Origin of the sequence: Marinobacterium sedimentorum (assembly GCF_024267675.1) — a bacterium.
GTDB lineage: Bacteria > Pseudomonadota > Gammaproteobacteria > Pseudomonadales > Balneatricaceae > Marinobacterium_A > Marinobacterium_A sedimentorum.
Genome location: NZ_JALDYX010000013.1, coordinates 21,586 through 47,446, shown reverse-complemented (window position 1 = coordinate 47,446; position 25,861 = coordinate 21,586). Strand labels below are relative to the sequence as shown.

Genomic DNA, 25,861 nt, shown 5'->3' with positions numbered 1-25,861 from the left:
ATTGACGTCGGCTCTATTGAACCGGTATTGCAGCCATACAGAGTGTCTATGCCCAGACAGAGGCTGTTCGGGTTTGATTCCTGAGGCCGCAGGGCTTGGATCACTGATGCGGTGAGCTGTGCTTCCATTGGGCAGGGCTTGGTTACTCTTTTCCCATGAAGAAAAGGCGGCCGCTATCGCGTCTTCGCGTGGCAAAAAACGTAAAGATTTGATGCTGGAATTTTTGCGCTCGCAGCTCCTGTCCCTTACCTGGGTAACAACGTGCATCCTGCAAGTCCCTTTGGTTTGGTAGGTCGAAATAGCTTTGTAGTACTAAACTTCATGCTTTTAGTTAAGCACAACAGTATGGGTTGCTCCATTATGGGCCAATATATGATGGATCGCGTTTGCGCCCGGTAAAAGGCATAAGCATCATTCGGCTATTCTGCACACTTGGGTGGTCATATCAGACAAACTGCTGCAGCTGTCGGTCCTGCATCCGCGACAGCGTCAGCAGTGCGGTAATGGCCCCGATCAGCGCCATGAGCATGTCGGACTGGGTATCCCAAACGTATCCCTGGGTACCCAGAAAAGAGTCGGCGGCTTCTTCGCTCAGCAGAGCGACCCACCATTCGATCAGCTCGTAAAAGGCGCTAAACGCGAGACAGAAACAGACGATCAGAAAGGCGCGCCAGTAGTTTCCATTGACGACGTCCCGACGCAGCAGAATCTCCCGCGCGGCAATGGCCGGTACAAAGCCCTGGGCGAAATGTCCGACCTTGTCGTAGTTGTTGCGTGAACTGCCGCTCCATTGCGCAATCTGATCGAATAACGGCACCTCGGCATATGTATAATGCCCCCCTACCATCAGGATGATGCAATGTAGCAGGATCAGGCCGTAACACAGCGGCGTGAGGGGGAAGCGTTGCCGTGTGGCGGCGAGCAGGGCCAGGGCGGCCAGCGCCGGCATGACCTCCAGCCACCAGGTCAGGCGGTCCTTGGGCTCAATGCCGGACCACAGCAGCACGGCGCCAAACACCAGCAGCCACAGCAGTGCCGCGGTCTTGCGTTCAGTAACGGTATGCATAGGCGGCTCCTTGGCAACGAGCTCATAACATGAGGGTGCGAACATGATAGCAGTCAATGGCGATATGGCCCGGCGTGTCCATATCCACACAGACGCGGAGCCCTGGCTGCCAAGCCCCGGGGGCGAAGTACTGCGCAAGCGGCTGCATCTGGTGGGTACGGCCGAGGGCGGAGAGGTGACATCCCTGGTGCGTTATCCCGCGGGGGCAGAATTTCCGCTGCACTCCCATCCGGATGGGGAAGAAATCCTGGTGCTGGAGGGCGTCTTTACCGACCAGGAAGGCGACTGGCCCGCGGGCAGCTACCTGCTCAGCCCGGCGGGCTTTGAGCATGCGCCCTCATCGAAGGAGGGTTGCCTGCTGTTCGTCAAATTACGGCAGTACGCAGGATCTCGGCACCATTTTTCGGTCATCACCAAGGCGCTCGACTGGCAGCCGAGGGAGGCTGGCGTGGAGTTCAAGATGCTGTATAAGGAGCAAGATTATGCCGAAACCATGCGGCTGGAGCGCTGGAGCCCGGACACTCTGCTGGCGCCACGCGTCTATCCCGGCGGCGTTGAAATACTGGTGATCGAAGGCAGTTTTAACGACGACCAGAGTGACTATCAGTGCCATGACTGGTTGCGTCTGCCGGCCGGGGCCAAGCACCGCCCGGCCAGCAAGACCGGCTGCAAGTTGTATATCAAGGAAGCGGGCCTGGCGGCGCTGCGCTCGGTGTCGGCGGCGGATTAAAAGCGCAGGTTTAACTTTCAAGCAGGAAGGTGACGGGGCCATCGTTGGTCAGTGTGACCTTCATGTCTGCACCAAAGCGGCCGCAGGCCACCTCGGGGTGGCGCTGACGCGCCTGCTGTACAAAGTAATCGTACAGCTGCTCGCCCAGTGCAGGGCTGGCGCCGGAGGAAAAACCGGGGCGCAGACCCTTGCGGGTATCCGCCACCAGGGTGAACTGGGATACAACCAGCAGGCCACCACCGGACTGGGGCAAATTCAGGTTCATCTTGCCGTCTTCGTCGCCGAAAATACGATATCCCAGTACCTTGCTCAGCAATTTGTCGGCCGCTGCCGGGTCATCGTTGCGCTCGACGCCCAGCAGCAGCAGAATGCCGGCGCCTATGCGCCCGGTGCATTCGTCACCCACCATCACCTGGGCCTGACTGACCCGCTGTATCAAAGCCTTCATTATTGTCATCCCGGAATAAAAATAGGGCATGCTAAGGGTGCCGATGTGCCAGAACAAGTGGGAGCCCGGTCTCCGGGCGAATGGCTTCGGTACCGCCAGCAGCCTGTCGGACTTGACCGGTTGTAGCGAGGGAAAGTTCGTTTTGAGTCAGTTTTTGAGAGATTTTGCGGCGAATAGTGGTTCTATTTAACAATAAAACGCTCAAAAAATGGCCAAAATCGGCTTTTCCGCAGTAGAGCAGTGTTAAGTCCTACAGGCTGCGAGGGTGCCCGAATGATTCGCTCACAGAGTGAGCTCCCACAGGCAGCTCCGCTCAAGCGAGGCTGCGGGCGAAGTCGTCGGTGGCTTCCACCAGGTTGCTGATGATACCGGGCTCGAACGCCGAGTGACCGGCGTCGCGCACCAGGTGCAGTTCGGCCTGGGGCAGCGCCTTGTGCAGGGCGTGGGCCTGCTCCGGCGGGCAGACCACATCGTAGCGGCCTTGCACGATAACGGTGGGAATATCGCGGATTATGTGGGCATCCCGCAGAATCTGGTCGGGCTCAAGGAAAGCCTGATTGACGAAGTAATGTGCCTCGATACGGGCCATGGCCAGGGCAACGTGCGGATCACCGCAGTGATCGACAACCTGGCTGTTGGGGTCCAGCGTCGAGCAGCGGCCTTCCCAGATGGACCAGGCCTTGGCGGCGGACAAGCGGCCAATTTCGTTGTCTGCGGTCAGTCGGCGGTGATAGGCCTTCAGCATGTCGCCGCGCTCTGCCGGCGGAATCGGTTGCTCGAACTGCGCCCAGTAGTCCGGGAACAGGGCATTGGCGCCGCGCTGATAAAACCACTGTAAATCCTGATCGCGGCACAGAAAAATGCCGCGCAGTATCAGGCCGCACACTCTTTCGGGGTGTGTCTGTGCATAAACAAGGCTGAGAGTAGATCCCCAGGAACCGCCAAACAGCAGCCAGCGATCGATGCCCAGGTGTTGGCGAATCTGTTCCATGTCGACCACCAGATGCCAGGTGGTGTTGGCTTCAAGGGAGGCGTGGGGCCTGGAGCGGCCGCAGCCGCGCTGGTCGAACAGAATGATGCGGTACTTGGTGGGATCAAAGAAGCGCCTTTGGGACGCACTGCAGCCGCCCCCCGGCCCGCCGTGCACGAACAGCACTGGAATCCCCTGGGGATTGCCGCTCTCTTCCACATACAGATTGTGGATTTCGTCTACCTGCAGACGGTGTTCTGCATGGGGTGGAAAGTCGGGATACAGGGTGCGCATTCTGATGCCTTTTTACCTAGCAAGGGGCGATGGTGTCGCTCAAGTATAAGACCGGCAGCCCTATCCTGCATGGGGCTGGCGGCGTCATTCGTTGCAACGCTCAATAATGCTGCGTACCGCCAGTGTCTCGGCCTCGCTGGCACCGGCGATCAGACCTTCCTCGATCAGGCTGTTGATGCGCTCCTTGTGCAGCGAGAACAGGTCGTGCAGTGAGCGGGTGATTTCGAGGCGCTGCTCTGGATAGAGTTCGACCAGCAGCCGCATCAGGTGGCCCGATTGCTTGGGCAGTGTCAGTACCATCTTGGTAGCGACATCGCTGGGCTGCAGGTCGGCGTTATCCAGGGTGACGCGAATCAGTTCGGCCGGATCTCTGGGCTGCTGGCGCAGTGCCACCAGCAGCAGCTTGAGCGCCGGCTCTTCGATCTGGGCCAGGCTGTAGTCGATACCGGGGTCGAGTTTGGATGAGCCCAGCGAGGTGGGCTGGGTGGTAACCCGGTAGGGCGCACTGGCGCTCAGGCGCTCCGTGCGGATAAAGAACTTGCGTACCAGCAGGAAGATGATCACGGCGGCATGGACAGCGATCAGGTAATAGTACAGCCAGATGCTCTCGAAGGCGCTCATGAGAAAGCCCGCGACAATCGGGCCTATGACGCCACCTATCCCCAGCAGGATCTGCAGCGTGCTGGTGGCCGGCATGGCGTCTTTGAGGTCGATGTGATCGAACACCTGAGTGACCGCCAGCGGGAACAGCGCCACGCCGGAGCCACCCGATGCGAGGAACACCAGCACCAGCAGTCCGGTGGGCATACCGACAAAATAATCGAATACAATCAGCAGGTTACTGGTGATTCCCAAGGCCATCAGTCCGGCTGCCACGGAGCGTTTGTCATAGCGGTCGGCAAGCCAGCCGGTGGGGTACTGGGTTAGCAGGCCGCCGAGCTGATAGGAGCCCAGAATCAAGGAAAGCCAGACGCCGGTGAAGCCGCGCTCATAGGCATAGAGCGAGATCAGCGACACGCTGGCGGCGCTGATGAGGCCGGCACAGAAGCTCGACAGGGTGCCGGACGGGGAATAGGCCCAGAGTGTTTTGAGCGACATGGCGCGGGCGCGCTCGGTGGCTTCCGGTACCGGAATGCGACTCATGGACATGATGATCAGTGAAATGCACAGGAATATGCTGATGACGCCGAACAGGCGCGGGTCGCTGTCAACCGACAGGTTCAGCAGAAAGGGCGCGCTGCCAAAACCCAGGGCGATGCAGATCTGATAGATGCTGAAAATCTTGCCGCGGTTGGTACTGTCGCTCAGCACGTTGAGCCAGCTTTCCAATGTAATAAAGCCGGTTACAAAGCTGAAACCGGCTAGCAGGCGCAGCAGTCCGGTGAGCCAGATATTGGTCAGGTAACTGTGGGCAACCGCGATGATGGCCAGGGTCGCGGCCATGCTGGCGAAGGCGCGAATATGCCCGACCCGGTGCACCGCCCGTGAGGCGAAAAGCCCCGCCAGTACGGCGCCGGCGGCATACATACTCATGGCGATGCCGATTTCCGAGGTGGCTATGCCCTGGTCATTCATGCGAATGGGCAACAGCACGAAGAACAGGTTAAGGCTGGCGGCGTAGGCGGTGATGGCGAACAGAATGGGGCTGATACGGTACAGAAGCTTTTGCTGCATGGGTTTAATCCTTTTCGACGCTGAACACCCGCCAGACAGCCCTCTACGATACGCGAGAACCCCTGGTGAGCGTAGCCCTCAGTGCCGCTGTACCCTCGCAAATTAAAGCGGAGTCGCTCAGTCCTTCAGATGGCTGCAGCGCAGTACCTCATGGCAGGCGCCCATGCTGTGGTAGTCGCACTTGCCGCCGGGCGGGCTCTTGATATCGTCATGGCGCTGATTGTCGGCATCCAGCAGGCGGTACCAGGCGCCGTGGCGGTGATCGATCATGTGCTGCCAGCTGTAGTCCCACAGGCGTTCGTACCAGCGCCAGTAGCTGGCGTCACCGGTACGGTCGGCCAGCAGGGCGGCGGCGGCCATGGATTCGGCCTGTACCCAGAAGTACTTGTCGTCATCGCAGATGCTGCCATCGGGGGCAAAGCCGTAGTAGATACCACCGCGCGCTTGATCCCAGGCGGTGGCCAGCGCCACATCGAACAGCCGCCGGGCGCAGGGCAGCAGCCAGTCTGCCGGCTGGTGACGCTCGAGCATCAGCAGCAGCTTGGCCCACTCGGTGAGGTGGCCGGGCTGGAAGCCCCAGGGGCGGTAAAGGTTTTTGGGATCTTCCCTGTTGTAGTTCCAGTCGACCTGCCAGCTGGCATCGTAGTGCTCCCAGATCAGACCATCGGCCAGCGATGCCTGGCGCTGACAGATATTCTGCGCCAGGGTCAGGGCGCGTTCGAGGTATCTGGAGTCCTGCGTCGCCTCGAAGGCGGCGATCATGGCTTCGCAGCTGTGCATATTGGCATTCTGGCCGCGATAGGGCGCAACGGTGTTCCAGTCGGCGCTGATCTCGTCGCGATACAGGCCGTATTCGGCATCCCAGAAGTGCTGCTCCATCAGCACGAAGGTCTCTTCGATCCAGGGGGCGGCCTCCTGGATGCCGGCTTTCAGAGCACTGGCGTAGGCCAGCAGCACGAAGGCCAGGCCATAGCAGTGATTAGTGTCATCTGCCGTAGTTTCACCGTTGAGCACCCAGCGGTACCCGCCGGTGACCGGATTCAGGTGCTTTTCCCGCACAAAGGCGAGGCCATGGCGCACCGCATCCAGATACTCGGGCTCCTCGAACTCGATGGCGGCCATCGCATAGTTGAAAATCATGCGGGTGCTGCTGACCAGATGACGGCTCTGGGTATCGTAAATGCTGCCGTCGTCGCGGTAGGCCTGGTAAAACCCGCCCAGGTCGTTATCGATGCACTGCGGGTGATAGAAGCCCATGATCTCGTGGATATGCGTTTGCAGAAAGCGGCGTGAACGAAAGTCACCTTCAACGGAGGGTGCTGTATGGAAGCTCTGATTTTGCATGGTGTCTCGTAATAGCTTAGGTACGACACCCACGAGTATAGGTGCGCCGGGCTGCTTTCGAGTGGCCACCGCCCAAGGCTCAATAGTGGCTGGCGAATTGTGCATAGCAAGAAAGTGAAGTTTTGTGCGGTATAACGAAATAGATCAAGCGCTGAATTGAGTGCAATCTATCTGGCCGACCTAATCAGCCGGTCGTTTTCTATGTTTCTAGTTTATTGAAAGTGAAATGATATTTATAAATTTTTACTCTGGACGGGGGCTTTTAACCTGCTTTTTGATGGCCCGATTTCAGGGTAAGAGAGAACAAGAATACAAAGGCAGCAGGGCGCCTGGTTTGGTTAAATATGGGTTGTTCAAGCGACATAGGGTAGCTGCTTCACGCCAGGTTTATTCAGCGAATCCGGACTGTTGTTGCAACCTGTCGCATCTGTGCAGACATCATGTTTACCCCTTCCGAGGCACGATAATGAGTATAAAAATTTCCAGTGCACCCTGCTGCTGGGGCGTCGACGACCCCAGGAATCCCTATCTGCCGCCCTGGGAAAAGGTGCTCGATGAAGCGGCCGCCGCCGGTTACAAGGGCCTTGAGCTGGGCCCCTATGGCTACCTGCCGCTGGATATCGAGACGGTGAGCGCAGTCTGGTGGCCGGTCATCCCGACGAAGCGCCGCGCCTGAGCCCACAGCGCTGGGCTCAAACCATGGGTCATATCCGCGCCATTGCCGAACTGGCCCGTGACGAGTACGGCATCCGCGCCGTGGTGCACCCCCATGCCGGTGGCTATATCGAGTTCGCGGACGAAACTCTCAGGCTGCTGGCCGACATTCCGTACGAAGTCGCGGACCTATGCCTGGATACCGGGCACCTGTACTACTCGAAAATGGATCCGGTCGAATGGATTCGCGAGCACCAGGATCGCATCGACTACCTGCATTTCAAGGACATCGAGCCGTCGGTGTACACCGAGGTCATGCAGCACCCCATCGACTTCTTCGCCGCCTGTGCCCAGGGGGTCATGTGCCCCATCGGCCAGGGTGTGGTGGATTTGTGTGAAGTGATGCTGCCCGAGCTGAAAATCAGCCGGCTGATGTGCAGCCGGCAGAGCTTCGTCAAGAGCCGGGCGCCGCTGGAAGACAACGCCTATGTCGTGATGGAGTACGAAGGCGGGGCGATCGGCACGCTCTGGGCATCGGCCGTCAATGCCGGTTCCATGCACGGTCAGAAAATCCGGGTTATCGGCTCCAAGGCCAGCCTGGAGTGGTGGGACGAGCAGCCCAACCAGCTGAGGTACGAAGTGCAGGGAAGGCCGGTGCAGGTGCTGGAGCGGGGCATGGATTACCTTCATCCCGACGCGCTGGAGGACGACCGTATCGGCGGCGGCCATCCCGAAGGCCTGTTCGAGGCCTGGTCCAATCTGTATTACCGTTTTGCCCTGGCCATGGAGGCCATGGACAAGGGCGACAAGACGATAGCCCGCACGCTGGGCATTCCGGATATCGACGCCGGATGCGAGGGCGTGCGCTGGGTCGAGAACGGTGTGCGTTCCGCCGAACTGGGGGCCGCCTGGATCGACTACGCATAATGTCCTGCCGCATAGGGCGTTGCCGGTCCGTATGGACCTGAGCACAGCACAGTTGCGTCACCCCCGGGGCTCTGCGAGCCTGAGTGCAGGCGGCATAGCACCACCGCCTGCGCCGGCAGCGTCCCCGGCCATGACCTTCAGCCCTGGCATTGCGGAGACAGGCCATATGATGCAGCGGTTCGTAAACCGGAAATCCCTCAGCCGGCTGGAGATCGAAAGACGGGCCGAGCTGATGTACATGTGCGAAGCCGACGCCAGCCATACCCGGCTTCCGCGTGCTATGCACCGGCACGAGGATTGTATCGAGATCGTGTTTATCCGCGAGGGCAGCGGCTCCCACATTATCGATGGGCGCCTGTACCAGACTCACAAAGGCGATGTCCTTATCTATAACAGCGGCGTGCTGCGTGACGAGTCCGCCACGCCCTATGCCGACATGAGCGTCTACTGCTGCGCCTTCAAAAACCTGAAGCTCAGGGGCCTGCCCAGGAACACCCTGACGCAGCCCGACGAACGCGTTGTGCTGCAAAGTGGCGAACTTTACCCGGAGTTCGACCAGCTGTTGCAGATGCTCTATACCCGGGTCAGCTCGGAACACCGATACGCGGCCGAGTTTTGCAACCAGCTGCTGCAGGCATTGATCGTCCTGATCGTCAGCCTGAGCCGTGACAATGAAACCGCCACCCAGGTGCAACGCTTCGATATCGGCCAGCAGGTCAAAAACTACATCGACGAGCACTACCGCGAAACCATCGATTTGAAATCCATGGCGCAGGATTTGCGCATCAGCCACTACTACCTGGCGCACAAGTTCAAGCATGCCGTTGGCTGCTCGCCCATCCAGTACCTGATCAGACGGCGCATAGGCGAAGCCCAGTCACTCCTGATCAATACGGACCTGAGCGTAACCGAAGTCGCGACCCGGGTTGGATATGACAATTCCAATTACTTCAATATGGCCTTCAAAAAAGTGGTTGGCCTTACGCCAAATGTTTATAGAACGCAGTGCGTTAAGTAGAGCATCAATCCGGCAGCGCAATGACAGCATAAAAAAAGGAGCGCCTTGCGGCACTCCTTTTTTGTAGCAACGGTCGCTGCTGTTGCAGCGAAGGCAGCTTACTTCTTGTTGCGCTTGCGCTCGTTTTCTTTCAGCAGCTTCTTGCGAATACGCAGGCCTTTGGGAGTCACTTCCACCAGCTCGTCGTCTTCGATGAAGTCCAGCGCCTGCTCCAGAGTGAAGCGGATCGCCGGTGTCAGCTGAATGTTTTCGTCGGTGCCGGAGGCACGAACGTTGGTCAGCTGCTTGCCTTTGGTCGGGTTCACGGCCAGATCGTTGGTACGGCTGTGGATGCCCAGGATCATGCCTTCGTAGACATCGGTGTTGGGCTCGATGCACAGACGGCCACGTTCCTGCAGGTTCCACAGGGCATAGCCCAGGGCCTTGCCGGTGACCATGGTGACCAGTACGCCGTTCATGCGCGAGGTGACTTCGCCTTCCTTGATCGGACCGTAGTGGTCGAAGGTCGAGGTCAGGATGCCGGTGCCGGACGTCATGGTCAGGAAGATGGAGCGGAAGCCGATCAGACCACGGGACGGAATCATGAAGGTCAGGCGCACGCGGCCCTTGCCATCCACTTCCATGTTGGTCATGTCGCCCTTGCGCTTGCCCAGCTCTTCGATAACCGAACCCTGGTGCTGCTCTTCAACGTCCAGCATGACCAGTTCGTACGGCTCTTCCACCTTGCCGTCGACGACCTTCTGGATAACTTCGGGGCGGGACACACCCAGCTCGAAGCCTTCGCGACGCATGGTTTCGATCAGTACCGACAGATGCAGCTCACCACGACCGGAGACCTTGAACTTCTCCGGTGATTCGCCCTGTTCAACGCGCAGTGCCACGTTGTGAATCAGTTCGCGCTCGAGGCGGTCCTTGATGTTGCGGCTGGTGACGAACTTGCCGTCCTGGCCTGCGAACGGCGAATCGTTGACCTGGAAGGTCATGGAAACGGTGGGTTCGTCGACGCTCAGCGGCGGCAGGGCTTCTACCTGGGACGGATCGCACAAGGTATCGGAGATGTTGAGTCCATCGATGCCGGTGATGCAGATGATGTCGCCGGCCTTGGCCTGCGGCACTTCAACGCGTTCCAGACCCATGTAACCCATGATCTTGAGGACCTTGCCGCTACGGACCTTGCCTTCGTGGTCGATAACCTTGACCTGGGCATTGACGGCGATCCTGCCGCGCTTGACGCGACCGACACCGATGACGCCAACATAGCTGTTGTAGTCCAGTGCGGAGATCTGCATCTGCAGCGGGCCATCCATGTCGACATCCGGCGGGCTGACGTGCTCGACCACGGCTTCGAACAGCGGTGTCATGTCTTCGGCCATCTGATCGACTTCAAGACCCGCGATGCCGTTGAGGGCAGAGGCGTACACGATCGGGAAGTCGAGCTGCTCGTCGGTGGCACCCAGGTTATCGAACAGGTCGAAGACCTGATCTACAACCCAGTCCGGGCGCGCGCCCGGGCGGTCAACCTTGTTGATGACCACGATCGGGCGCAGGCCCTGGGCGAAAGCTTTCTGGGTTACAAAGCGCGTCTGTGGCATCGGGCCGTCAACGGCGTCAACCAGCAGCAGTACGGAGTCAACCATGGACAGAACGCGTTCCACTTCGCCACCGAAGTCGGCGTGCCCCGGGGTGTCGACGATATTGATCCGGTAACCGTTCCATTCAATGGCGGTGTTTTTCGCCAGAATGGTAATACCGCGCTCACGCTCCTGATCGTTGGAGTCCATGATGCGCTCAGCGCCTTCATCGCGACGGCCCAGGGTGCCGGACTGCTGCAGCAACTTGTCGACCAGTGTGGTTTTACCGTGGTCAACGTGCGCGATGATGGCAATGTTTCTAAGCTTCTCGATCACCAGTTCTTACCTTCAAGAAAATCGGAAAGCCGGCATTATACGGGAGCGGAGCCTAACAAGCGATCTGGATATGATCAAAATGTGGCCAGTTGGGTAACTGTTTCTGTTTGCAGGGGGCTGGGCATGAAAAATAGCCTGGGGCTCCTTTTTGAGGCAGACAGCTTTGGAAAGGTTGCAGTATGATTGGGCTCGCAGATGCCCGCGTGGGCAGAATAAAGCTGCAAATGACCTAGTGTGGTGCGTTGTTGTGCCTTTGTGCGCTATCTTGGTGCGCCATGGGGGCTTTACCGGGTCTGGATTGACCGGAAATGAAGCACTTAGGGCTCTTGTAGTGCTGGCACGGAGATTGCTCTTGCTACAGCCATGAGGTTGTAGGCCGTTTTTAGCAGGACTGCAGAACCACGGATCTGACAGTTTCAACAGAGTGGAGAAAGGCAAATGTCAGAGAATACTCTGAATCTGATTAAAGAAAGCGAAGCTCGCTGGATCGACATGCGCTTTACCGATTTCAAAGGTAAAGAGCAGCATCTCACCATTCCGGTTTCGGACATGGGTGATGAATTCTTCGAAGACGGCAAAATGTTCGATGGTTCTTCCATCGCAGGCTGGAAGGGAATCAACGAATCCGACATGATCCTGATGCCGGATGACAGCGCTTCCGTGCTGGATCCCTTTGCTGAAGACGCTACTGTTATCGTACGTTGCAACATCGTTGAGCCTATGACTGGCCAGGGTTACGACCGTGACCCGCGTTCTGTTGCATCCCGCGCTGAAGAATATCTGAAGTCTACCGGCATTGCCGACAGCTGCATGCTCGGCCCAGAGCCGGAATTCTTCGTCTTCGATTCTGTTGAATGGCACGCCGGTATCGGCGGTTGCGGTTACAGCATCGGTTCTGAAGAAGCGTCCTGGTCGTCCGACAAGCAGTTCGAAGGCGGTCGTAACACCGGTCACCGTCCGCGCGTTAAAGGCGGTTACTTCCCGGTTCCGCCAATCGATTCCCTGCACGACCTGCGCGCCGCCATGTGCGATGCCATGGAAGCCATGGGCCTGACCATTGAAGTTCACCACCACGAAGTTGCGACTGCCGGCCAGTGCGAAATTGGCGTGCGCGGTAACAGCCTGGTGAAAAAGGCGGACGAAGTTCAGATCCTGAAGTACTGCGTGCACAACGTGGCTCACAGCTACGGCAAGACGGCGACCTTCATGCCCAAGCCGCTGGTGGGTGACAACGGTTCCGGTATGCACGTGCATCTGTCCATGAGCAAGGATGGCGTCAACATCTTCGCTGGCGACGGCTACGGTGGTCTGAGCGAAACCGCACTGTTCTACATTGGCGGTATCGTCAAGCACGCGAAAGCGCTGAACGCGATCTGCAACCCGGCTACCAACTCCTACAAGCGTCTGGTCCCGGGCTTCGAAGCGCCGGTTATGCTGGCATACTCTGCCCGCAACCGTTCCGCGTCGCTGCGTATTCCTTACACTACCAGCCCCAAAGGCCGTCGTGTGGAAGCACGCTTCCCGGATCCAGCTGCCAACCCTTACCTGTGCTTCGCGGCACTGCTGATGGCGGGTATCGACGGTATCAAGAACAAGATTCACCCTGGCGACCCGGCTGACAAAGACTTGTACGACCTGCCGCCGGAAGAAGCGAAGCTGATCCCGACCGTTGCCGAGAGCCTCGACGAAGCGCTGCTGGCGCTGGAAGCGGATCGTGAGTTCCTGACCGCTGGCGGAGTCTTCTCCGACGACATGCTGGATGCCTACATCCGCCTGAAGCGTGAAGAACTGGCGCGCGTCAACATGACGACTCACCCGGTAGAATTCGACCTCTACTACTCCGTGTAAGAAAGGCGCCGCTGCGGCGGCACCGATCTGACGGAACGCAAAAAACCTCCTTCGGGAGGTTTTTTTGTGCCTTCTTTTCGCCGTTGCTTTGTATCCGGCGGCCCAGTTCATTTTCTTGTCCCTTGTCCCTTGCCCCCCTTCTTATCTTGCGTCCTTGCGCCGTGCAGCTTCAGTGTGCGGACCTATGAGGCTGTCCGACAATACTCAGCCTACTGCGAACCACCTGAGTTTGGCTGTTTTTTGTGCTGTTTTTCGTTAAATAGAACCACTATTCGCCTTGAAACACCGCAAAAAACCGCTCAAATCAGCCGGCTCTCGCTACGGCCAGCATTCTCGGACAGCCTCCTGGTGTTGTTGTGGAGCGTCATTGTGGGGCGTCATTGCGGGGGTGGATGGCTGTTGTAGTGCCGCGGGCTGTTGTTGAATAAGGCAGTGCACCATAATGGTGCAATCTCCCGCCCGCGACTAAACTGTATTAGGGCACAGGGTTGCCCCGTTATGGCGCCGGCTAAGGCATTCAGCCGGTTTTAGCGCTATCAGCAAGTTGGCGCCGATCTTGCTACTACTTATTCAGTCCAGAAACAGAGTTCATTATGTTCAGGTCATCCCAGCACAAGCAGATACTCGATAACCTCAGCAAGGCTGTGATCATGCTCGACGGCGCGCTGCGCATCGTTTACATGAATCCGGCGGCCGAGATGCTGTTCGAGGCCACCATGCGCAGGCTCAAGGGCATGCGGGCGGATGAATGGCTGGCGGCAAGCCCGTCCGAACTGCGGGTATTGCAGGACTCAATGGCGTCGGGACATCCCTATACCAAGCGCGAGGCGCGCATGGTCACCATGAGCGGGCATGAGCTGACCGTCGATTACAGTGTGAATACCATTCCCCAGTCCGGCGGTGGCCGCACTCTGCTGGTGGAAGTGGAAGCACGGGATCGCCTGATGCGCATCGAGCGCGAAGAAGAGCTGCTGGCCCGTCATGCTGCGGCGCGCAATCTGGTACGGGGCCTGGCCCATGAGATCAAGAATCCACTGGGCGGCATTCGCGGGGCCGCACAATTGCTGGAGCGCGAACTGAACGACGCCGATTTGCACGAATATACCCGTGTCATCATCGAAGAGGCTGATCGCCTGCGCAATCTGGTGGACCGGTTGCTGGGGCCGCGCAAGCTGCCGCAAATGTCGGATGTGAATATTCACGCCATCCTTGAACGGGTCTGCAGCCTGGTGCACGCCGAGAGTGGCGGCTGGATCAACATGCAGCGGGACTACGACCCCAGTATTCCCGAATTTACCGGTGACTCGGAGCAGCTGATTCAGGCGGTGCTGAACATAGTACGCAACGGCATGCAGGCGCTGCAGCGTGCCGGCACGCCGCAGCCGATGTTGCAGTTGCGCACCCGCGCCATGCGCCAGGTTACCCTGGGCACGGAACGTCATCGCCTGGTGTGCTGTGTGATGATCAGCGACAACGGCCCGGGCATACCTACGGAAATATTCAACAACATCTTCTACCCCATGGTCACCGGACATGCCGATGGCACGGGTCTGGGGCTGTCCATTGCCCAGTCGATCATTAATCAGCACCAGGGGCTGATCGAGTGCGTGACTGAGCCGGGCGAAACCCAATTCAAACTCTTTATACCGTTGGAGCTACACCATGAGAATCTCAGGTAACGTCTGGATCGTGGACGATGACCGGTCGATCCGCTGGGTGCTGGAAAAGGCGCTGGATCAGGCCGGACTTGAGACCCAGTCGTTCGACAACGCCGACGATCTGCTGCGCCGCCTGACGCGTGACTGTCCCGATGCCATCATCAGCGACATCCGCATGCCCGGCACCGATGGTCTGGCCATGCTGGATAAGGTGCAGGAAAGCCACCCCGAGCTGCCCATCATCATCATGACGGCGCACTCGGATCTGGAAAGCGCCGTTGCATCCTATCAGGGCGGAGCCTTTGAGTATCTGCCCAAGCCCTTTGATGTGGATGATGCCGTGGCACTGGCGCGCAGGGCCGTGGCCCACGCGCGGGAACAGCAGCAGGGCTCGGTAATCGAGCCCGTGGTGGTGCGTGCCACCGAGATTATCGGCGAGGCGCCGGCGATGCAGGAAGTCTTCCGCGCTATTGGTCGGCTGTCGCAGTCCAATATCACGGTGCTGATCAATGGCGAGTCCGGCACCGGCAAGGAACTGGTGGCCCATGCGCTGCACAAGCACAGCCCCCGCGCCAGTCAGTCGTTTATTCCGCTTAACATGGCGGCCATTCCCAAGGATCTGATCGAATCCGAATTGTTCGGGCACGAGAAGGGCGCATTTACTGGCGCGGCGTCTGCGCGCCGTGGGCGTTTCGAACAGGCCGACGGTGGCACTCTGTTTCTGGATGAAATCGGTGACATGCCGGCGGATACCCAGACCCGCCTGCTGCGCGTGCTGGCAGAAGGCGAATTCTACCGCGTGGGCGGTCATACGCCGGTGCAGGTGGATGTGCGCATTATCGCCGCGACCCATCAGAATCTTGAAAAACTGGTGGCTGACGGGCGCTTTCGTGAAGACCTGTTCCATCGCCTCAATGTAATTCGTATTCATATACCCAAGCTGTCGGAGCGGCGCGAGGACATTCCGCGTCTGGCGCAGCACTTTCTCGCCAGCTCGGCCAAGGAGCTGAGTGTCGAGCCCAAGGTGCTGAAGGCGGAAACTGAAAAATTCATGAGTCACCTGGCCTGGCAGGGTAATGTGCGCCAGCTGGAAAACACCTGTCGCTGGCTCACCGTGATGGCGTCGGGCCGCGAGGTGCTGATCGAAGATTTGCCGCCGGAATTGCTGGAGCAGCAGGATCAGGGCACCACCGTCAGTTCCAACTGGGAGCAGGCATTGCGACTCTGGACCGATCAGCAGCTGGGGTCTGGTCGCCAGGGAATTCTGGAGGAGGCGGTGCCGGCGTTCGAGCGCATCATGATCGAAACCGCGCTCAAGCATACTGCCGGGCGCCGGCGTGATGCCGCGCTGTTGCTGGGCTGGGGACGCAATACCCTGACCCGCAAGATCAAGGAGCTGGGCATGGACAGCGATACCGAGACCGACGAAGACGAGTAACTGAGGCGTGGGTTGCATGCAGACTTTTCACTGTGAATAGCGCCACCTATCAGCGTGCTGTTTCTGGTGGCCTATTTCTCCATGCTATGGGCAATCTTTGCGGTTGAAATCAGTGACGACATGAACATGCGTAGCGGGGAGAATTCGCTGATGGATCAGCTGCAGATCCTGTTTGGCGTGCTGACCGCCGGCGTGGTGCAGATACTGAGTTACTGGTTTGGCGGCGTGCTGGGGAAAAAGCCGGCCTGAGTCTGGCGGGCCGCCTTTGGTATGTCGGCCATCGGTGCTGCATGCCGGGTGAGCGTAAAACCGAAGAACGCAGTGTTACTGCTCAGCGGCACGCTGGGCCACGGACTTTTATGCGACGCTGTAGGTGTATGTAGAACCCATTTGTTCGCCAGGTCGATAGCGTGCGGGCTTTCTGCCCCGCATGAGGGCGACCGGTTAATTCTGATTGGGCAGGAAAGCGATGAACAAAAAAGGCCCCGGTTTGTATCGAAACCGGGGCCAAGGCTATGTTCTGTGGTTGCGCGCTATGGCAGCGAGTTCAGCTTATGCGGGTAGCATGGTGCGCATCAGAATAAACAGCATCGAGGGGCCCAGCAGGCAGCCAAGGGCGGTATAGAAGGCCGCGGTCAGGCAGCCATAGGGAACCAGCTTCGGGTCTGTTGCCGCCAGACCGGCCGCAACGCCGCTGGAGGTCCCCATGAGGCCGCCGAAGATGACGGCGGTACGCGGATTATTCAGGCCGATCAGGGGGGCAACGAAAGGCGTGACAACCATCACCAGGATGGATTTCACCAGCCCTGCCGCAATGGACAGGGCCATGACCTCCGAACTTGCACCGATGGCCGCACCGGTAACGGGACCGACTATATAGGTAACAGCGCCGGCACCTATGGTGGTGATGCTGACGGCATCGGTATAGCCGAAGGCCATGGCGATCGCCGCTCCCACGGCGAAGGAAGACAGGATGCCAAGGAACAAGGCGGTGACGCCGGCCGTACCAGCCCGTTTTATTTCCTCGATATTGACCCCGAAGCCAGTCGCGACAATGGCGAAATCACGCAGCATGGTGCCACCGAGAAGGCCGATGCCCGACAGCAGCGGTATGTCCACGACGCCCTTGCTGCCGCCGGTGAACAAGCCACTGGCGTAGGCCATGGTCAGGCCGAGAAGGATGGCAATGGCCGAACCGTGGACCCGGCCCCGGGTCAACCTGGCGGACAACCAGTACGAAAACCACATGGTGAAGCCGATAACGGCAAAGCCGGTGATCAGGCTGTATTTGGTGCTGACGAGAAGCAGAGATTCGTACATATTATCCCCCTACACGCTTGGTTTGAGATGCGGGGCTATCCATTGGGCTTCTGCCCATGCGGTCAATGACCGGCACCAGCGCAAAGGCGGCGGCCACGGCACTGACTCCGGCCAGAATGGCCATGGGGCCGCCGGACAGGGCGCCAAATACATTCTGCTTGGCGGCCATGGCGACAACCACGGGTATATAAATAGCGCTCCAGAATTCGATACCCTGTTCGGTCTTGACGTCGATCAAGCCGCGCTTGTGCAAATAGCTGCCGGCCAGTATCAGCAGAATCATGGCGATACCAACGCCGCCCACGTTCGCAGGTACGCCTATCAGACTCCCCAGTATTTGCCCGATACTTATGCCGATAAGCGTGCATGTCGCGAGCAGGGCCACACCGTAAATAATCATGTTGTCTCTCCCGTGTACCTGTTTATTTTTGTCGTTGGGTGCTGCTTTTCTTGTATGCCGAGTTGATGTTGGCTCTTGTGATCCTCCCTCTACTTTACTGTTCTTAATCAGGTAAACCTGTCTTTATGTGCGGTTGCCATGGAGCAACGTGGCAAGTTGAGTGGATGCCACCGCATAACACTGGCCACCGGGCAGTACGCGGCGAAACAGGCCGGTGAGCGTGCTGCCCGGCGGGACTTCGATCACCCGCCGGATGCCCCGTTCGGCCAGCATCTGGCTGCTGTCATGCCAGTGCACTTGCCGCGCCATGTTCAGTGCCAGGTCTTCCCGGATCGCCTGTGGCTGATACAGTACCCGGGCTCTGGCGGCACTGACGTAGCCACAGCCAGGAGGCTGAAATTCGATGGCGTTGCAGGCATCCAGCATCTGCTCGGCCTGGCGCGCTAGCAGCGGACAGTGCGAGGGCACGGCCACGTCCAGCAGCGTGCTGGAGCAGGCGCCCTGGGCGCGAATCAGGCCGACGGCTTGCTGCAGCCCCTGGTGCTCGCCCGCCAGTACGAACTGGTATTCGGCATTGATATTGGCCAGATAGACAGGCAGTTGCAGAGCCTGGCAGCGGGCTACGGCAGCCTCGACACAGCGGCGTGCGGTGCCGGTGACGGCCAGCATGCCGTAGCCCGACGGATAGGCCTCGCGCATCAGCCGGCCGCGCAGGTCGACCAGCGTCAGTGCATCGGCTAAGCTCAGGCTGCCAGCTATCACGGCCGCCGGATAGGCCCCAATGGACAGCCCCAGGACATAGTCCGGGGTGCAACCGAGCGTCTGCAGGTAGCGGCCCCAGGCGACACCGCAGATCAGCAGCGCGAGCTGCACATTGCGGGTATCCGTCAGCGCACTCGGGGTGTCCAGCATACCCAGGCTCTGGTCCAGCACCCTTTGTGCTTCTACAAGGCTGTGCCGCACGACCGGATGCGATGGCAGCTGCTGCAGCATGCCGGCGTACTGTGTGCCCTGACCCGGAAATGTAAAGGCTGTCATCATCGGCATACGCGCTCGTCAGTTCGTTGCTGGCTGCCAGGGTTCGGCGCTCAGGCGCGGCCCCTCGGCAGTACGGATCATGACCCGGGGGCTGCGGCCGGCCCATTCCGCCAGGGCGATGGCACCGTCCGGAGTTTCCAGCTGTATATCCAGCCGACAGGTGCTATTGCCGAGCTGTGTCAGCAATGCCGCGGCCTCGCAACGCGTGAGGGGATTCGGCGCGCGGATAATCAGATCGAGGTCACTTTCCGGGCGCAACTGGCTTTCACCGGTTGCAAACTCGTACCCCAGGCTGCCGGTAATGCCCCAGTGCAGATCCTTTGCATCGAGTCGTGGAGCCAGGTCCGCCAGTGTTTGCAGCACCGGATGGCTGGTGCGCAACGGATGGCGTAGCCAGGGGCGTGATGCCGCCAGTTCGTACGGGGTCAGGCCTGTCGCCACCGAGCGCCGCGCTATGTAGGCGGCCTGGCGTTCCGATTTCTGCTGCCCGCGCACGCCAACGGCGATCATGCCGCGGGTCGGCACGCGCTCGCGGCGTACGACCACCGGACCCTGGCCGTCGCGTACCCAGCGCGGCAGCAGGGTATCGCTGTCGTCTGGCGCGCATTGCAGATCCGTGCGCGTAACCCAGAGCAGGTCATGCGGGCACCAGTTCATCAGGCGTCGGCCTCGTTGTGCCACTGCTCCCTCAGCCGCGCACGTACGTGGCGCGATGCCGCACGATTGGGCCCTAGCAGGCGCCGTGCAAGGTCGGTACTGCCGTTCAGCGCGCCCAGGGCGTCGGCCAGGATCTGGCGTACCGACTGGATATCCTCCGGCGCCGGCGCATCCGCGCAGGTAACATCGATCAGTTTTTCCACCAGGCCCAGAGAGGCGTAACTTTGCAGGTCGTACGCCATGGGGGGGATGTCCGCGGCCAGGCGGTCCAGTTCCTCTTCCGTGCGCTGAGTTACCCGGGCGGCTGCGGCCTTGCCCATGGCATGGACCAGAACCGCCTCGTCATTCAGTGCAAAGATGAAGTTCGCCTGGTAGCCGTGGGCCAGAAAGGCCCCCGACATGGCTTTGCCAACCAGCAGGGCCAGTACCGGATGTCCGGCCTGGCGGGCACGGGCATAGGCGGATACCGCCGCCGCCAGCGCCTGGTGAATACCCAGGGCTTCCTCACGGCGACCATAGGCCTGGCTTGGCACATCGACAATGGCGACTATCGCCCGTTTGATCCCTTGCTGGGCATCGGCACGGATAACCTCGTTAATGGTACTGGCAAGCGCCCAGCCTTCCAGCAGTCCCACTTCGCCACTGCGCGCGCGCGGGTAACGATTGCCGGGGTCCGGTTGCACCAGCACGATACGGCAGGGCCGTCCGGCCAGTTCGCCGTCTGCGCTGCGTACCGAGGGTACCGCGTTCGCCTGGGCGGTCATGCCCGCTGTCAGCGCATCGAACCAGGTGCGGCCCCGCTGACTTGGTCCGGATGTTTGGGTGTCCGTTGACATCGGGTTCATGATGGCTGCTCCTGCGTCAGAATGGCTCGGGCTCGGGTCGCATCGATCTGGTGCTCTGTGTCGACCTGGCCAAGTGTGGCAAGCGAGGCTTCGATGGTGTCACTGCGAAACTGCTCCGGTACTCCCTGCTGCAGGCAGTCCAGTACCGCTGCGCGCACCTGGGACAGGCTCTGGCCCATAAAGGCATCGACAAGACCGGTGGCGTAGCGTTGCTCGCCCCCGGTAAGGCTCCAGATAAAGGGGCGGTCGCGGGAGTCGTATTCGCCGACGCCGGCTTCCTGTTCAATGACCAGTGGACCGTTCAGGCCGAGCCGGCCTTCACGGGTCATCAGCAGGTAGCTGCACAGCCCGGCGGTGATCGACATGCCGCCAAAGCAGCCAACGGGGCCGGTGATCAGGCCTATGACCGGCTGGTGCTGGCGCAGGGCGACTATGGCAGACTGAATTTCGGCGATGGCCGCCAGACCCAGATTGGCCTCCTGCAGCCGCACGCCGCCGCTTTCAAGCACCAATATCGCTGCGGTCGGCGTGCCGAGCTGGCATGCCTCCAGTGCGAGTTCCAGGATGCCGGCAATCTTGGCCCCGGCCACCTCACCGAGGCTGCCGCCCTGAAAGCTGCCTTCGATGGCGGCAACCACCACGGGGTGGGCGTTCAGTGTGCCTTTGGCGACGACCACACCATCATCGAACTGCGGCACGACACCCTGCTGCTCCAGCCAGGGGGAGGTCATGCGATCAAAGGGGCTGAGCAGTTCGCGCATGGAGCCGGGGTCCAGCATCCCCTCAACGCGCTGACGGGCGCTTTGTTCGACGAAGCTGGGGATCAGCCGTGCATCTGTCTGGTCAGTCATGGGTATTTCCTCGGTTATCCAGCGCCAGCTCCAGGGCCTGTTCGATACGCAGCCGGATGACACCTGGCGTTGCGGCAAAGTCGTGAATGTCCATGCGCATGGCCGGCAGGGGATGGTCGACTTCCATGCGCTCGATCAACTGCTGCCAGCGCGCTTCGCTTCCCTGCGTGGAGGTACGGATATGAATTTCGGCCTGGTGGCCGTCGGTGCGATCGATCATGACCTCAAGATCGCCGGAGCCGACGTAACCCACCAGCGTGCGGTTGAGGGGCACGGCACGGGCCGGGCGTAGAAAAAGTAAGGTATCCATTGCAGCTCCTGGTTTTCAGTAGGCATCTGACCACAGGGTGGCCTGCTCGCCTGTCAGGCGGTCGACAAATAAAGTGGCGGCGAGCAGGTCTGCAGCACCGCCCGGGGAGGCGTTCAGCGCCAGTAACTGTTGATCCAGCTGCGCCAGCGCACGCCGGCCGCCAAGGGTGCCGGCGCCGCCGGCGGCGAGTACGGCCGCAGCGCCCTGTTGCATGGCATGGAGCCCGGCGAGACCGGCTCTGGACAGCACGCAGGTGTCAGTCAGGGCAGACATGATTGCCAGCAGGGCATTGAGCCTGGCGGTAACTTCCGAGTCGCCATTGGCACGGCTGCTGTGCAGCGCCGGCAATCCGCGCTGGCGCAGGTGCGGGAAACCCTGCTGCGCCTGCTCCCGGGCGCCAGGCAGGCGGTAATCGAGGCTCGCTTGCTGACCCTTGCTCCGATGGGGGCTGGCGGGGCAGGCGGTATCCGGCAGCCGGGCCAGCTGGGCGGCGCGCTCCAGCAACGTGGCTGTCTTGTGTGTCGCACATGCAGCGGCGGCGACCAGCAATCCCAGTGCCCAGATGGCACCGCGGTGGGTGTTTATTCCCCCGGTCACGCTCAGCATCCGGGCTTCAGCCTCGCGCCCGATCCGTCCCAATTGCTGGCGTAGCAGGGGGGGCGCCGATTGCGCCACTGCCGCGCTGGCCATCTGACCGAAATAGGGTTTGAGACAGCGGGCCGACGCCAGCATCAAGGCCAAATTCATATCGCCGTGGGCGCCGGAGCCCCGGCTATCCACCAGGGCTGGCTTGGGGCTCAGCGTGGCTTCCTGCTCAAGCGCCCAGCAGGCGATCTCAGCCAGGCGATCGGCCCGGTTCAGGGACTCGGGGGTGCGGTTGACCAGCACCCCGGCGGTGTGAGTATGCGACATGGCTACCAGCTCCTGAATTTGGCCGGGGGCTGATAGAGTCCGCCGGACCAGTCCTGGAGGTCGGAGATGCTGCGTGCGGCGAGCAGATCGCGACTGGCATCACTGCGGCGGATGCCCAGATCTTCCGGGTAGGCGACCAGCCCTGCGGCACGCAGCCTGGCGGTTTCCTGAGGGTCCTGTTGCAGCCCCAGCGGTGTAACACCGGCCACCGCGGCGATCATGGCACGGCGCTGTTCCAGTGACTGGGCCTTGTACAGGTAGGCGATGCCTTCTTCGGTCAGCACATGGGTCACGTCCCTGGCATAGATCATCACCGGTGCCAGGGGCATCTTGTAATCCCGGGCCATGGCCAGCGCATCCAGCTCTTCCACCAGGGTGGGCTTGTTGCTGTCCTGGAAGGTTTCGACCATCTGCACCACCAGCTTGCGGCCCTTGCCGAGTAGCGAGTCATCCTGTTTCATGTCGAGCCAGGCGGGGGAGGCATGGCGCCGCCCGCCGGGGTCATGGCCCATGTTGGGGGCACCGCCAAAGCCTGCCAGGCGGCCGCGCGTCACCGTGGATGAGTTGCCGTCGCCATCCACCTGCAAGGTGGAGCCGATAAACATGTCCACGGCGTACTGGCCGGCGAGCTGGCAGAAAGCGCGGTTGGACCTCAGCGAGCCATCCTTGCCGGTGAAGAACACATCCGGTCGCGCCGCGATATAGTCTTCCATGCCCAGCTCAGTGCCAAAACAGTGCACACTTTCGACCCAGCCGGACTCGATGGCCGGGATCAGCGTGGGGTGCGGGTTAAGCGTCCAGTGGCGGCAGATCTTGCCCTTCAGGCCCAGGGATTCACCGTAGGTGGGCAGCAGCAGCTCAATGGCTGCGGTGTTAAAACCGATGCCGTGATTCAGTGACTGCACCTGATGTCGTTCGTAGATGCCGCGTATGGCCATCATGCCCATCAGTACATGTACCGGGGTGATGAGGCGTGGATCGCGCGTAAACAGCGGTTCGATAAAGAACGGCTGGTCGGCTTGAACGATATAGTCGACCCAGGATGCAGGTATGTCGACCCGGGGCAGGTCCGTGACATCATCGACAATTTCATTGACCTGGAAGATGACGATGCCATCACGAAAGGCCGTGGCTTCGACCAGCGCCGGGGTATCTTCGGTGCTGGCGCCGGTATAGATGTTGCCGGCGCGGTCAGCCTTGAAACCGGCGAGCAGGGCGACACGCGGGTTCAGATCCACGAAGAGCCTTGCGTAGAGTTCGATGTAGGTGTGAATGGCACCCACTTCGAGCAGGCCGTCTTCCATCAGCTGACCGATGCGCAGGCTTTGCGGGCCGGAGAACGAGAAATCCAGTTTGCGGGCGATGCCCTTTTCGAACAGATCCAGATGCTCGGGTCGGCCGACACTGGGCATGATCATGTGCAGATTGTTGATCTTTTGCGGATCGACGCCGGCCAGGGAACGGGACAGGAAATCGGCCTGTTTCTGGTTGTTGCCCTCCATGACCACCTTGTCGCCGGGGTGTAGCAGTCGCTCAAGCGCTGCCTTGATATCGGCGGTGGGAATAACGGAGCCACGGGCCAGATCATTCAGTGCTGCCATCCGGCGGTGTTTGTCCTGACGGCGGCTGTGCCAGTTGACCTTGGGTTGTGCGGTTGCCTGCATGATGGGTCTTCCTGTCCGGTGTGTAGTGGTTACCTTAAGGCGGGTTATCTAACCCATCAATCAAGCTCATTGACTAACCATTACCTTCAGGTTAATGATTGCTGGCGGCGCTCTATTGGGGGCGCAGGACCGAAGAGTGCGAATGGAAGGCTGCGTTGTGTTTGATGAAATGATCACGCTGAAAAAGCTCGAAATATTCCTGGCCTTCATGAAAGCCGGAACCCTGGCGGAAGCGGCTGAAAAACTGCAGCTCAGCGCGGTAAGCGTGCACCGTGCCATTCATTCGCTGGAGGAGGGGCTTAAATGCCCGCTGTTTCGACAGGACGGCCGGGTGCTGGTACCGCTGCCCAGCGCCAGGGTGCTGGAAGAGCGGGCGGGCCAGGCCATTGCCGAGCTTAACGAGGCCATGAAGGCGACCCGTGAAATGGCGGGTGTTTACTCCAATCAATTCAAATTGGGATCACTCTACTCACTCACGCTGAACACGGTGCCAAAGCTCATTGCCGGGCTGAAACTGCGCAAGGGGGAGCTTAATATTGAGCTGATTCTGGACTCTAACAGCGTGCTCTTCAGCAAGCTTCGGGCGCTGGAACTGGATGTCATTCTGGTCTCGCTGGGGCCGGATTTTCAGGACACGAACTATATTGTGCTGCCCTTGTTCGTCGATGATGTGCTGCTGGCGGTGCCCGCCGACTCGGCGCTGGCGGCGTCAGCTGATGTGCTGCTGTCGGACTTTAAAGAGGCAACCTTTGTCACCCTGGGCGCGGGGTTTGCCACCTCTGGTGATAGCGCCGAGGCCTTTAAGCGTTCGGGGTTTACGCCTAATGTGGTGATGGAGGTCGGTGATATTTTCTCGCTGATCAGCATGGTCAGTGCGGGTGTGGGTTATGCGATATTGCCCCGTCGCGTGGAAACGGTGTTTGAAAACAAGATCCGGCTTATTCCGCTACGGGGACTGAGTGATATAAAGCAGAGTATCGCCATGGTATGTCTTGCGAGCAGGGAGAGGGATCCGCGCATTTTGAGTTGTATTGCCGAGTGCAGAGCCTATGCCCGGCAACGGCAGACATCCTGATAGCGCTGGTGGCTATCTCGTCCAAATGCACAGGCGCTGCCTGGGTGGTTTCGCAACGCCTTTCCCTGCACGGGCCTGGCTGCTATAAACAGCGTTCATCAATGCAAAATGGCTTGAGTAGGCAGACAACAGAACGAGGAAAAACGAATGCGATTGCAGGGACGCATCACGCGCTGGAAAGATGACCAGGGCTTTGGCTTTATCACTCCGGATGGCGGCGGCGAACCGGTGTTCGTGCATATCTCGGCGTTTGCCAGCCGGCGCTTGCGCCCCTCTGTGCAGGATGTTGTGACCTATACCCCGGGCACCGGTGAGCGCGGCCGACCCCAGGCGCTGAAGGTCAGCTACCCCGGTGATAGGCGCCAAGCCAGTAAGCCCAGGCGCTCAAGTGGCAACGGGACCCTGGGGCTGCTGTTTGCCGGTGTCTTTCTGGGCTTTGTCGCCGTTGCGGCCATGCTGGGCAAGCTGCCGCTGCTGCTGGCCGGTCTCTATGCACTGGTCAGCCTGGTGACCTTTATTGCCTACGCCCTGGACAAGTCCGCCGCGCAGAAAGGGCAGTGGCGTACCCAGGAAAGCACGCTGCATTTTTTTGCCTTGCTGGGCGGCTGGCCGGGTGCCATGGCAGCCCAGCAGATCCTGCGTCACAAGTCCATCAAGGGCTCCTTTCGGTTTGTGTTCTGGCTGAGCGTTATCGCCAACTGCGCCCTGCTGGGCTGGCTGCTGTCGCCGGCGGGCGCCCCCCTGATGAATCTGATTTCTGCTTAGGCTCCTGTCTGCTGACACACTGATCTCATAGGCTCTCTCTTGTGTTGA

The 25,861-nt window shown here is 60.0% G+C and carries 25 protein-coding genes; 10 read left to right on the top strand and 15 right to left on the bottom strand.

The genetic code is table 11. The features are described from left to right. Window positions 1-445 precede the first annotated feature (445 nt). Window positions 446-1,066 (bottom strand): DUF2238 domain-containing protein, encoded by a 621-nt coding sequence (locus MRS74_RS12625; protein WP_254580652.1) that lies wholly within the window; start codon window positions 1,064-1,066, stop codon window positions 446-448. Between the two features lie 43 nt (window positions 1,067-1,109). On the opposite strand from MRS74_RS12625, the gene MRS74_RS12620 reads away from it, so the two are divergent. Then, a complete protein-coding gene (locus MRS74_RS12620) occupies window positions 1,110-1,796 on the top strand; it encodes a cupin domain-containing protein (RefSeq protein ID WP_254580651.1) in 687 nt (228 codons plus the stop codon). A gap of 10 nt (window positions 1,797-1,806) precedes the next feature. On the opposite strand, the gene dtd is transcribed toward MRS74_RS12620, so the two are convergent. From dtd to MRS74_RS12600, 4 genes are all read right to left on the bottom strand, one after another. After that, window positions 1,807-2,244: a D-aminoacyl-tRNA deacylase gene (gene dtd / locus MRS74_RS12615; protein ID WP_254580650.1), complete on the bottom strand. Its 438-nt coding sequence runs from the start codon at window positions 2,242-2,244 to the stop codon at window positions 1,807-1,809. 313 nt (window positions 2,245-2,557) lie between these two features. Beyond that, window positions 2,558-3,508 (bottom strand): prolyl aminopeptidase, encoded by a 951-nt coding sequence (gene pip / locus MRS74_RS12610; RefSeq protein ID WP_254580649.1) that lies wholly within the window; start codon window positions 3,506-3,508, stop codon window positions 2,558-2,560. An 84-nt stretch (window positions 3,509-3,592) separates the two neighbouring features. Then, a complete protein-coding gene (locus tag MRS74_RS12605) occupies window positions 3,593-5,182 on the bottom strand; it encodes an MFS transporter (protein WP_254580648.1) in 1,590 nt (529 codons plus the stop codon). Window positions 5,183-5,299: 117 nt separating this feature from the next. Beyond that, entirely contained in the window at window positions 5,300-6,526 is a 1,227-nt protein-coding gene (locus MRS74_RS12600; RefSeq protein WP_254580647.1) for an AGE family epimerase/isomerase, read from the bottom strand. Window positions 6,527-6,992: 466 nt separating this feature from the next. Here MRS74_RS12600 and MRS74_RS12595 point away from each other — a divergent pair, with 466 nt between their 5' ends. From MRS74_RS12595 to MRS74_RS12585, 3 genes are all read left to right on the top strand, one after another. After that, window positions 6,993-7,202: a hypothetical protein gene (locus MRS74_RS12595; RefSeq protein WP_254580646.1), complete on the top strand. Its 210-nt coding sequence runs from the start codon at window positions 6,993-6,995 to the stop codon at window positions 7,200-7,202. Continuing rightward, a complete protein-coding gene (locus MRS74_RS12590; protein ID WP_254580645.1) occupies window positions 7,169-8,107 on the top strand; it encodes a Gfo/Idh/MocA family oxidoreductase in 939 nt (312 codons plus the stop codon). Before MRS74_RS12595 ends, MRS74_RS12590 begins: the two co-directional genes overlap by 34 nt. 166 nt (window positions 8,108-8,273) lie before the next feature. After that, window positions 8,274-9,125, top strand: a complete 852-nt coding sequence (locus MRS74_RS12585) for an AraC family transcriptional regulator (RefSeq protein WP_254580644.1) — start codon at window positions 8,274-8,276, stop codon at window positions 9,123-9,125. A 98-nt stretch (window positions 9,126-9,223) separates the two neighbouring features. Here MRS74_RS12585 and typA read toward each other — a convergent pair whose 3' ends face one another. Further along, on the bottom strand, window positions 9,224-11,032 hold the full coding sequence (gene typA, locus MRS74_RS12580) for a translational GTPase TypA (RefSeq protein ID WP_254580643.1): 1,809 nt from the start codon (window positions 11,030-11,032) through the stop codon (window positions 9,224-9,226). A gap of 438 nt (window positions 11,033-11,470) precedes the next feature. Here typA and glnA point away from each other — a divergent pair, with 438 nt between their 5' ends. From glnA to MRS74_RS12560, 4 genes are all read left to right on the top strand, one after another. After that, window positions 11,471-12,880 (top strand): glutamate--ammonia ligase, encoded by a 1,410-nt coding sequence (gene glnA, locus MRS74_RS12575; RefSeq protein WP_254580642.1) that lies wholly within the window; start codon window positions 11,471-11,473, stop codon window positions 12,878-12,880. A 593-nt stretch (window positions 12,881-13,473) separates the two neighbouring features. Beyond that, on the top strand, window positions 13,474-14,559 hold the full coding sequence (gene glnL / locus MRS74_RS12570) for a nitrogen regulation protein NR(II) (RefSeq protein ID WP_254580641.1): 1,086 nt from the start codon (window positions 13,474-13,476) through the stop codon (window positions 14,557-14,559). Further along, entirely contained in the window at window positions 14,543-15,976 is a 1,434-nt protein-coding gene (glnG, locus tag MRS74_RS12565; protein ID WP_254580640.1) for a nitrogen regulation protein NR(I), read from the top strand. The genes glnL and glnG overlap by 17 nt, the downstream gene beginning before the upstream one ends. Before the next feature lie 81 nt (window positions 15,977-16,057). Continuing rightward, the gene (locus MRS74_RS12560; protein ID WP_254580639.1) at window positions 16,058-16,225 is read left to right on the top strand and encodes a hypothetical protein; all 168 of its coding nucleotides are present in this window, start codon (window positions 16,058-16,060) and stop codon (window positions 16,223-16,225) included. A gap of 303 nt (window positions 16,226-16,528) precedes the next feature. Here the strand turns inward: MRS74_RS12560 and madM are convergent, their stop codons facing one another. From madM to mdcA, 9 genes are all read right to left on the bottom strand, one after another. Next, entirely contained in the window at window positions 16,529-17,296 is a 768-nt protein-coding gene (gene madM, locus MRS74_RS12555; RefSeq protein WP_254580638.1) for a malonate transporter subunit MadM, read from the bottom strand. A 1-nt stretch (window position 17,297) separates the two neighbouring features. After that, a complete protein-coding gene (gene madL, locus MRS74_RS12550) occupies window positions 17,298-17,696 on the bottom strand; it encodes a malonate transporter subunit MadL (protein ID WP_254580637.1) in 399 nt (132 codons plus the stop codon). 123 nt (window positions 17,697-17,819) lie between these two features. Beyond that, entirely contained in the window at window positions 17,820-18,743 is a 924-nt protein-coding gene (mdcH, locus tag MRS74_RS12545) for a malonate decarboxylase subunit epsilon (protein ID WP_254580636.1), read from the bottom strand. 9 nt (window positions 18,744-18,752) lie between these two features. After that, entirely contained in the window at window positions 18,753-19,391 is a 639-nt protein-coding gene (locus tag MRS74_RS12540; protein WP_254580635.1) for a malonate decarboxylase holo-ACP synthase, read from the bottom strand. Next, window positions 19,391-20,236, bottom strand: coding sequence for a biotin-independent malonate decarboxylase subunit gamma (gene mdcE, locus MRS74_RS12535; protein ID WP_254580634.1), 846 nt, complete (start codon window positions 20,234-20,236; stop codon window positions 19,391-19,393). Before mdcE ends, MRS74_RS12540 begins: the two co-directional genes overlap by 1 nt. Further along, window positions 20,233-21,087: a biotin-independent malonate decarboxylase subunit beta gene (locus MRS74_RS12530; protein ID WP_254580633.1), complete on the bottom strand. Its 855-nt coding sequence runs from the start codon at window positions 21,085-21,087 to the stop codon at window positions 20,233-20,235. Before MRS74_RS12530 ends, mdcE begins: the two co-directional genes overlap by 4 nt. Then, window positions 21,080-21,397, bottom strand: a complete 318-nt coding sequence (gene mdcC / locus MRS74_RS12525; RefSeq protein ID WP_254580632.1) for a malonate decarboxylase acyl carrier protein — start codon at window positions 21,395-21,397, stop codon at window positions 21,080-21,082. Before mdcC ends, MRS74_RS12530 begins: the two co-directional genes overlap by 8 nt. Window positions 21,398-21,412: 15 nt before the next feature. Continuing rightward, complete coding sequence (locus MRS74_RS12520) at window positions 21,413-22,309, bottom strand: triphosphoribosyl-dephospho-CoA synthase (RefSeq protein WP_254580631.1); 897 nt, start codon at window positions 22,307-22,309, stop codon at window positions 21,413-21,415. Between the two features lie 2 nt (window positions 22,310-22,311). Further along, window positions 22,312-23,973, bottom strand: coding sequence for a malonate decarboxylase subunit alpha (gene mdcA / locus MRS74_RS12515; RefSeq protein ID WP_254580630.1), 1,662 nt, complete (start codon window positions 23,971-23,973; stop codon window positions 22,312-22,314). A gap of 142 nt (window positions 23,974-24,115) precedes the next feature. On the opposite strand from mdcA, the gene MRS74_RS12510 reads away from it, so the two are divergent. Together MRS74_RS12510 and MRS74_RS12505 are read left to right on the top strand one after the other, a co-directional pair. Further along, complete coding sequence (locus MRS74_RS12510; protein WP_254580629.1) at window positions 24,116-25,048, top strand: LysR family transcriptional regulator; 933 nt, start codon at window positions 24,116-24,118, stop codon at window positions 25,046-25,048. Between the two features lie 147 nt (window positions 25,049-25,195). Then, window positions 25,196-25,813 (top strand): DUF1294 domain-containing protein, encoded by a 618-nt coding sequence (locus MRS74_RS12505; RefSeq protein WP_254580628.1) that lies wholly within the window; start codon window positions 25,196-25,198, stop codon window positions 25,811-25,813. The last annotated feature ends 48 nt before the right edge of the window (window positions 25,814-25,861 follow it).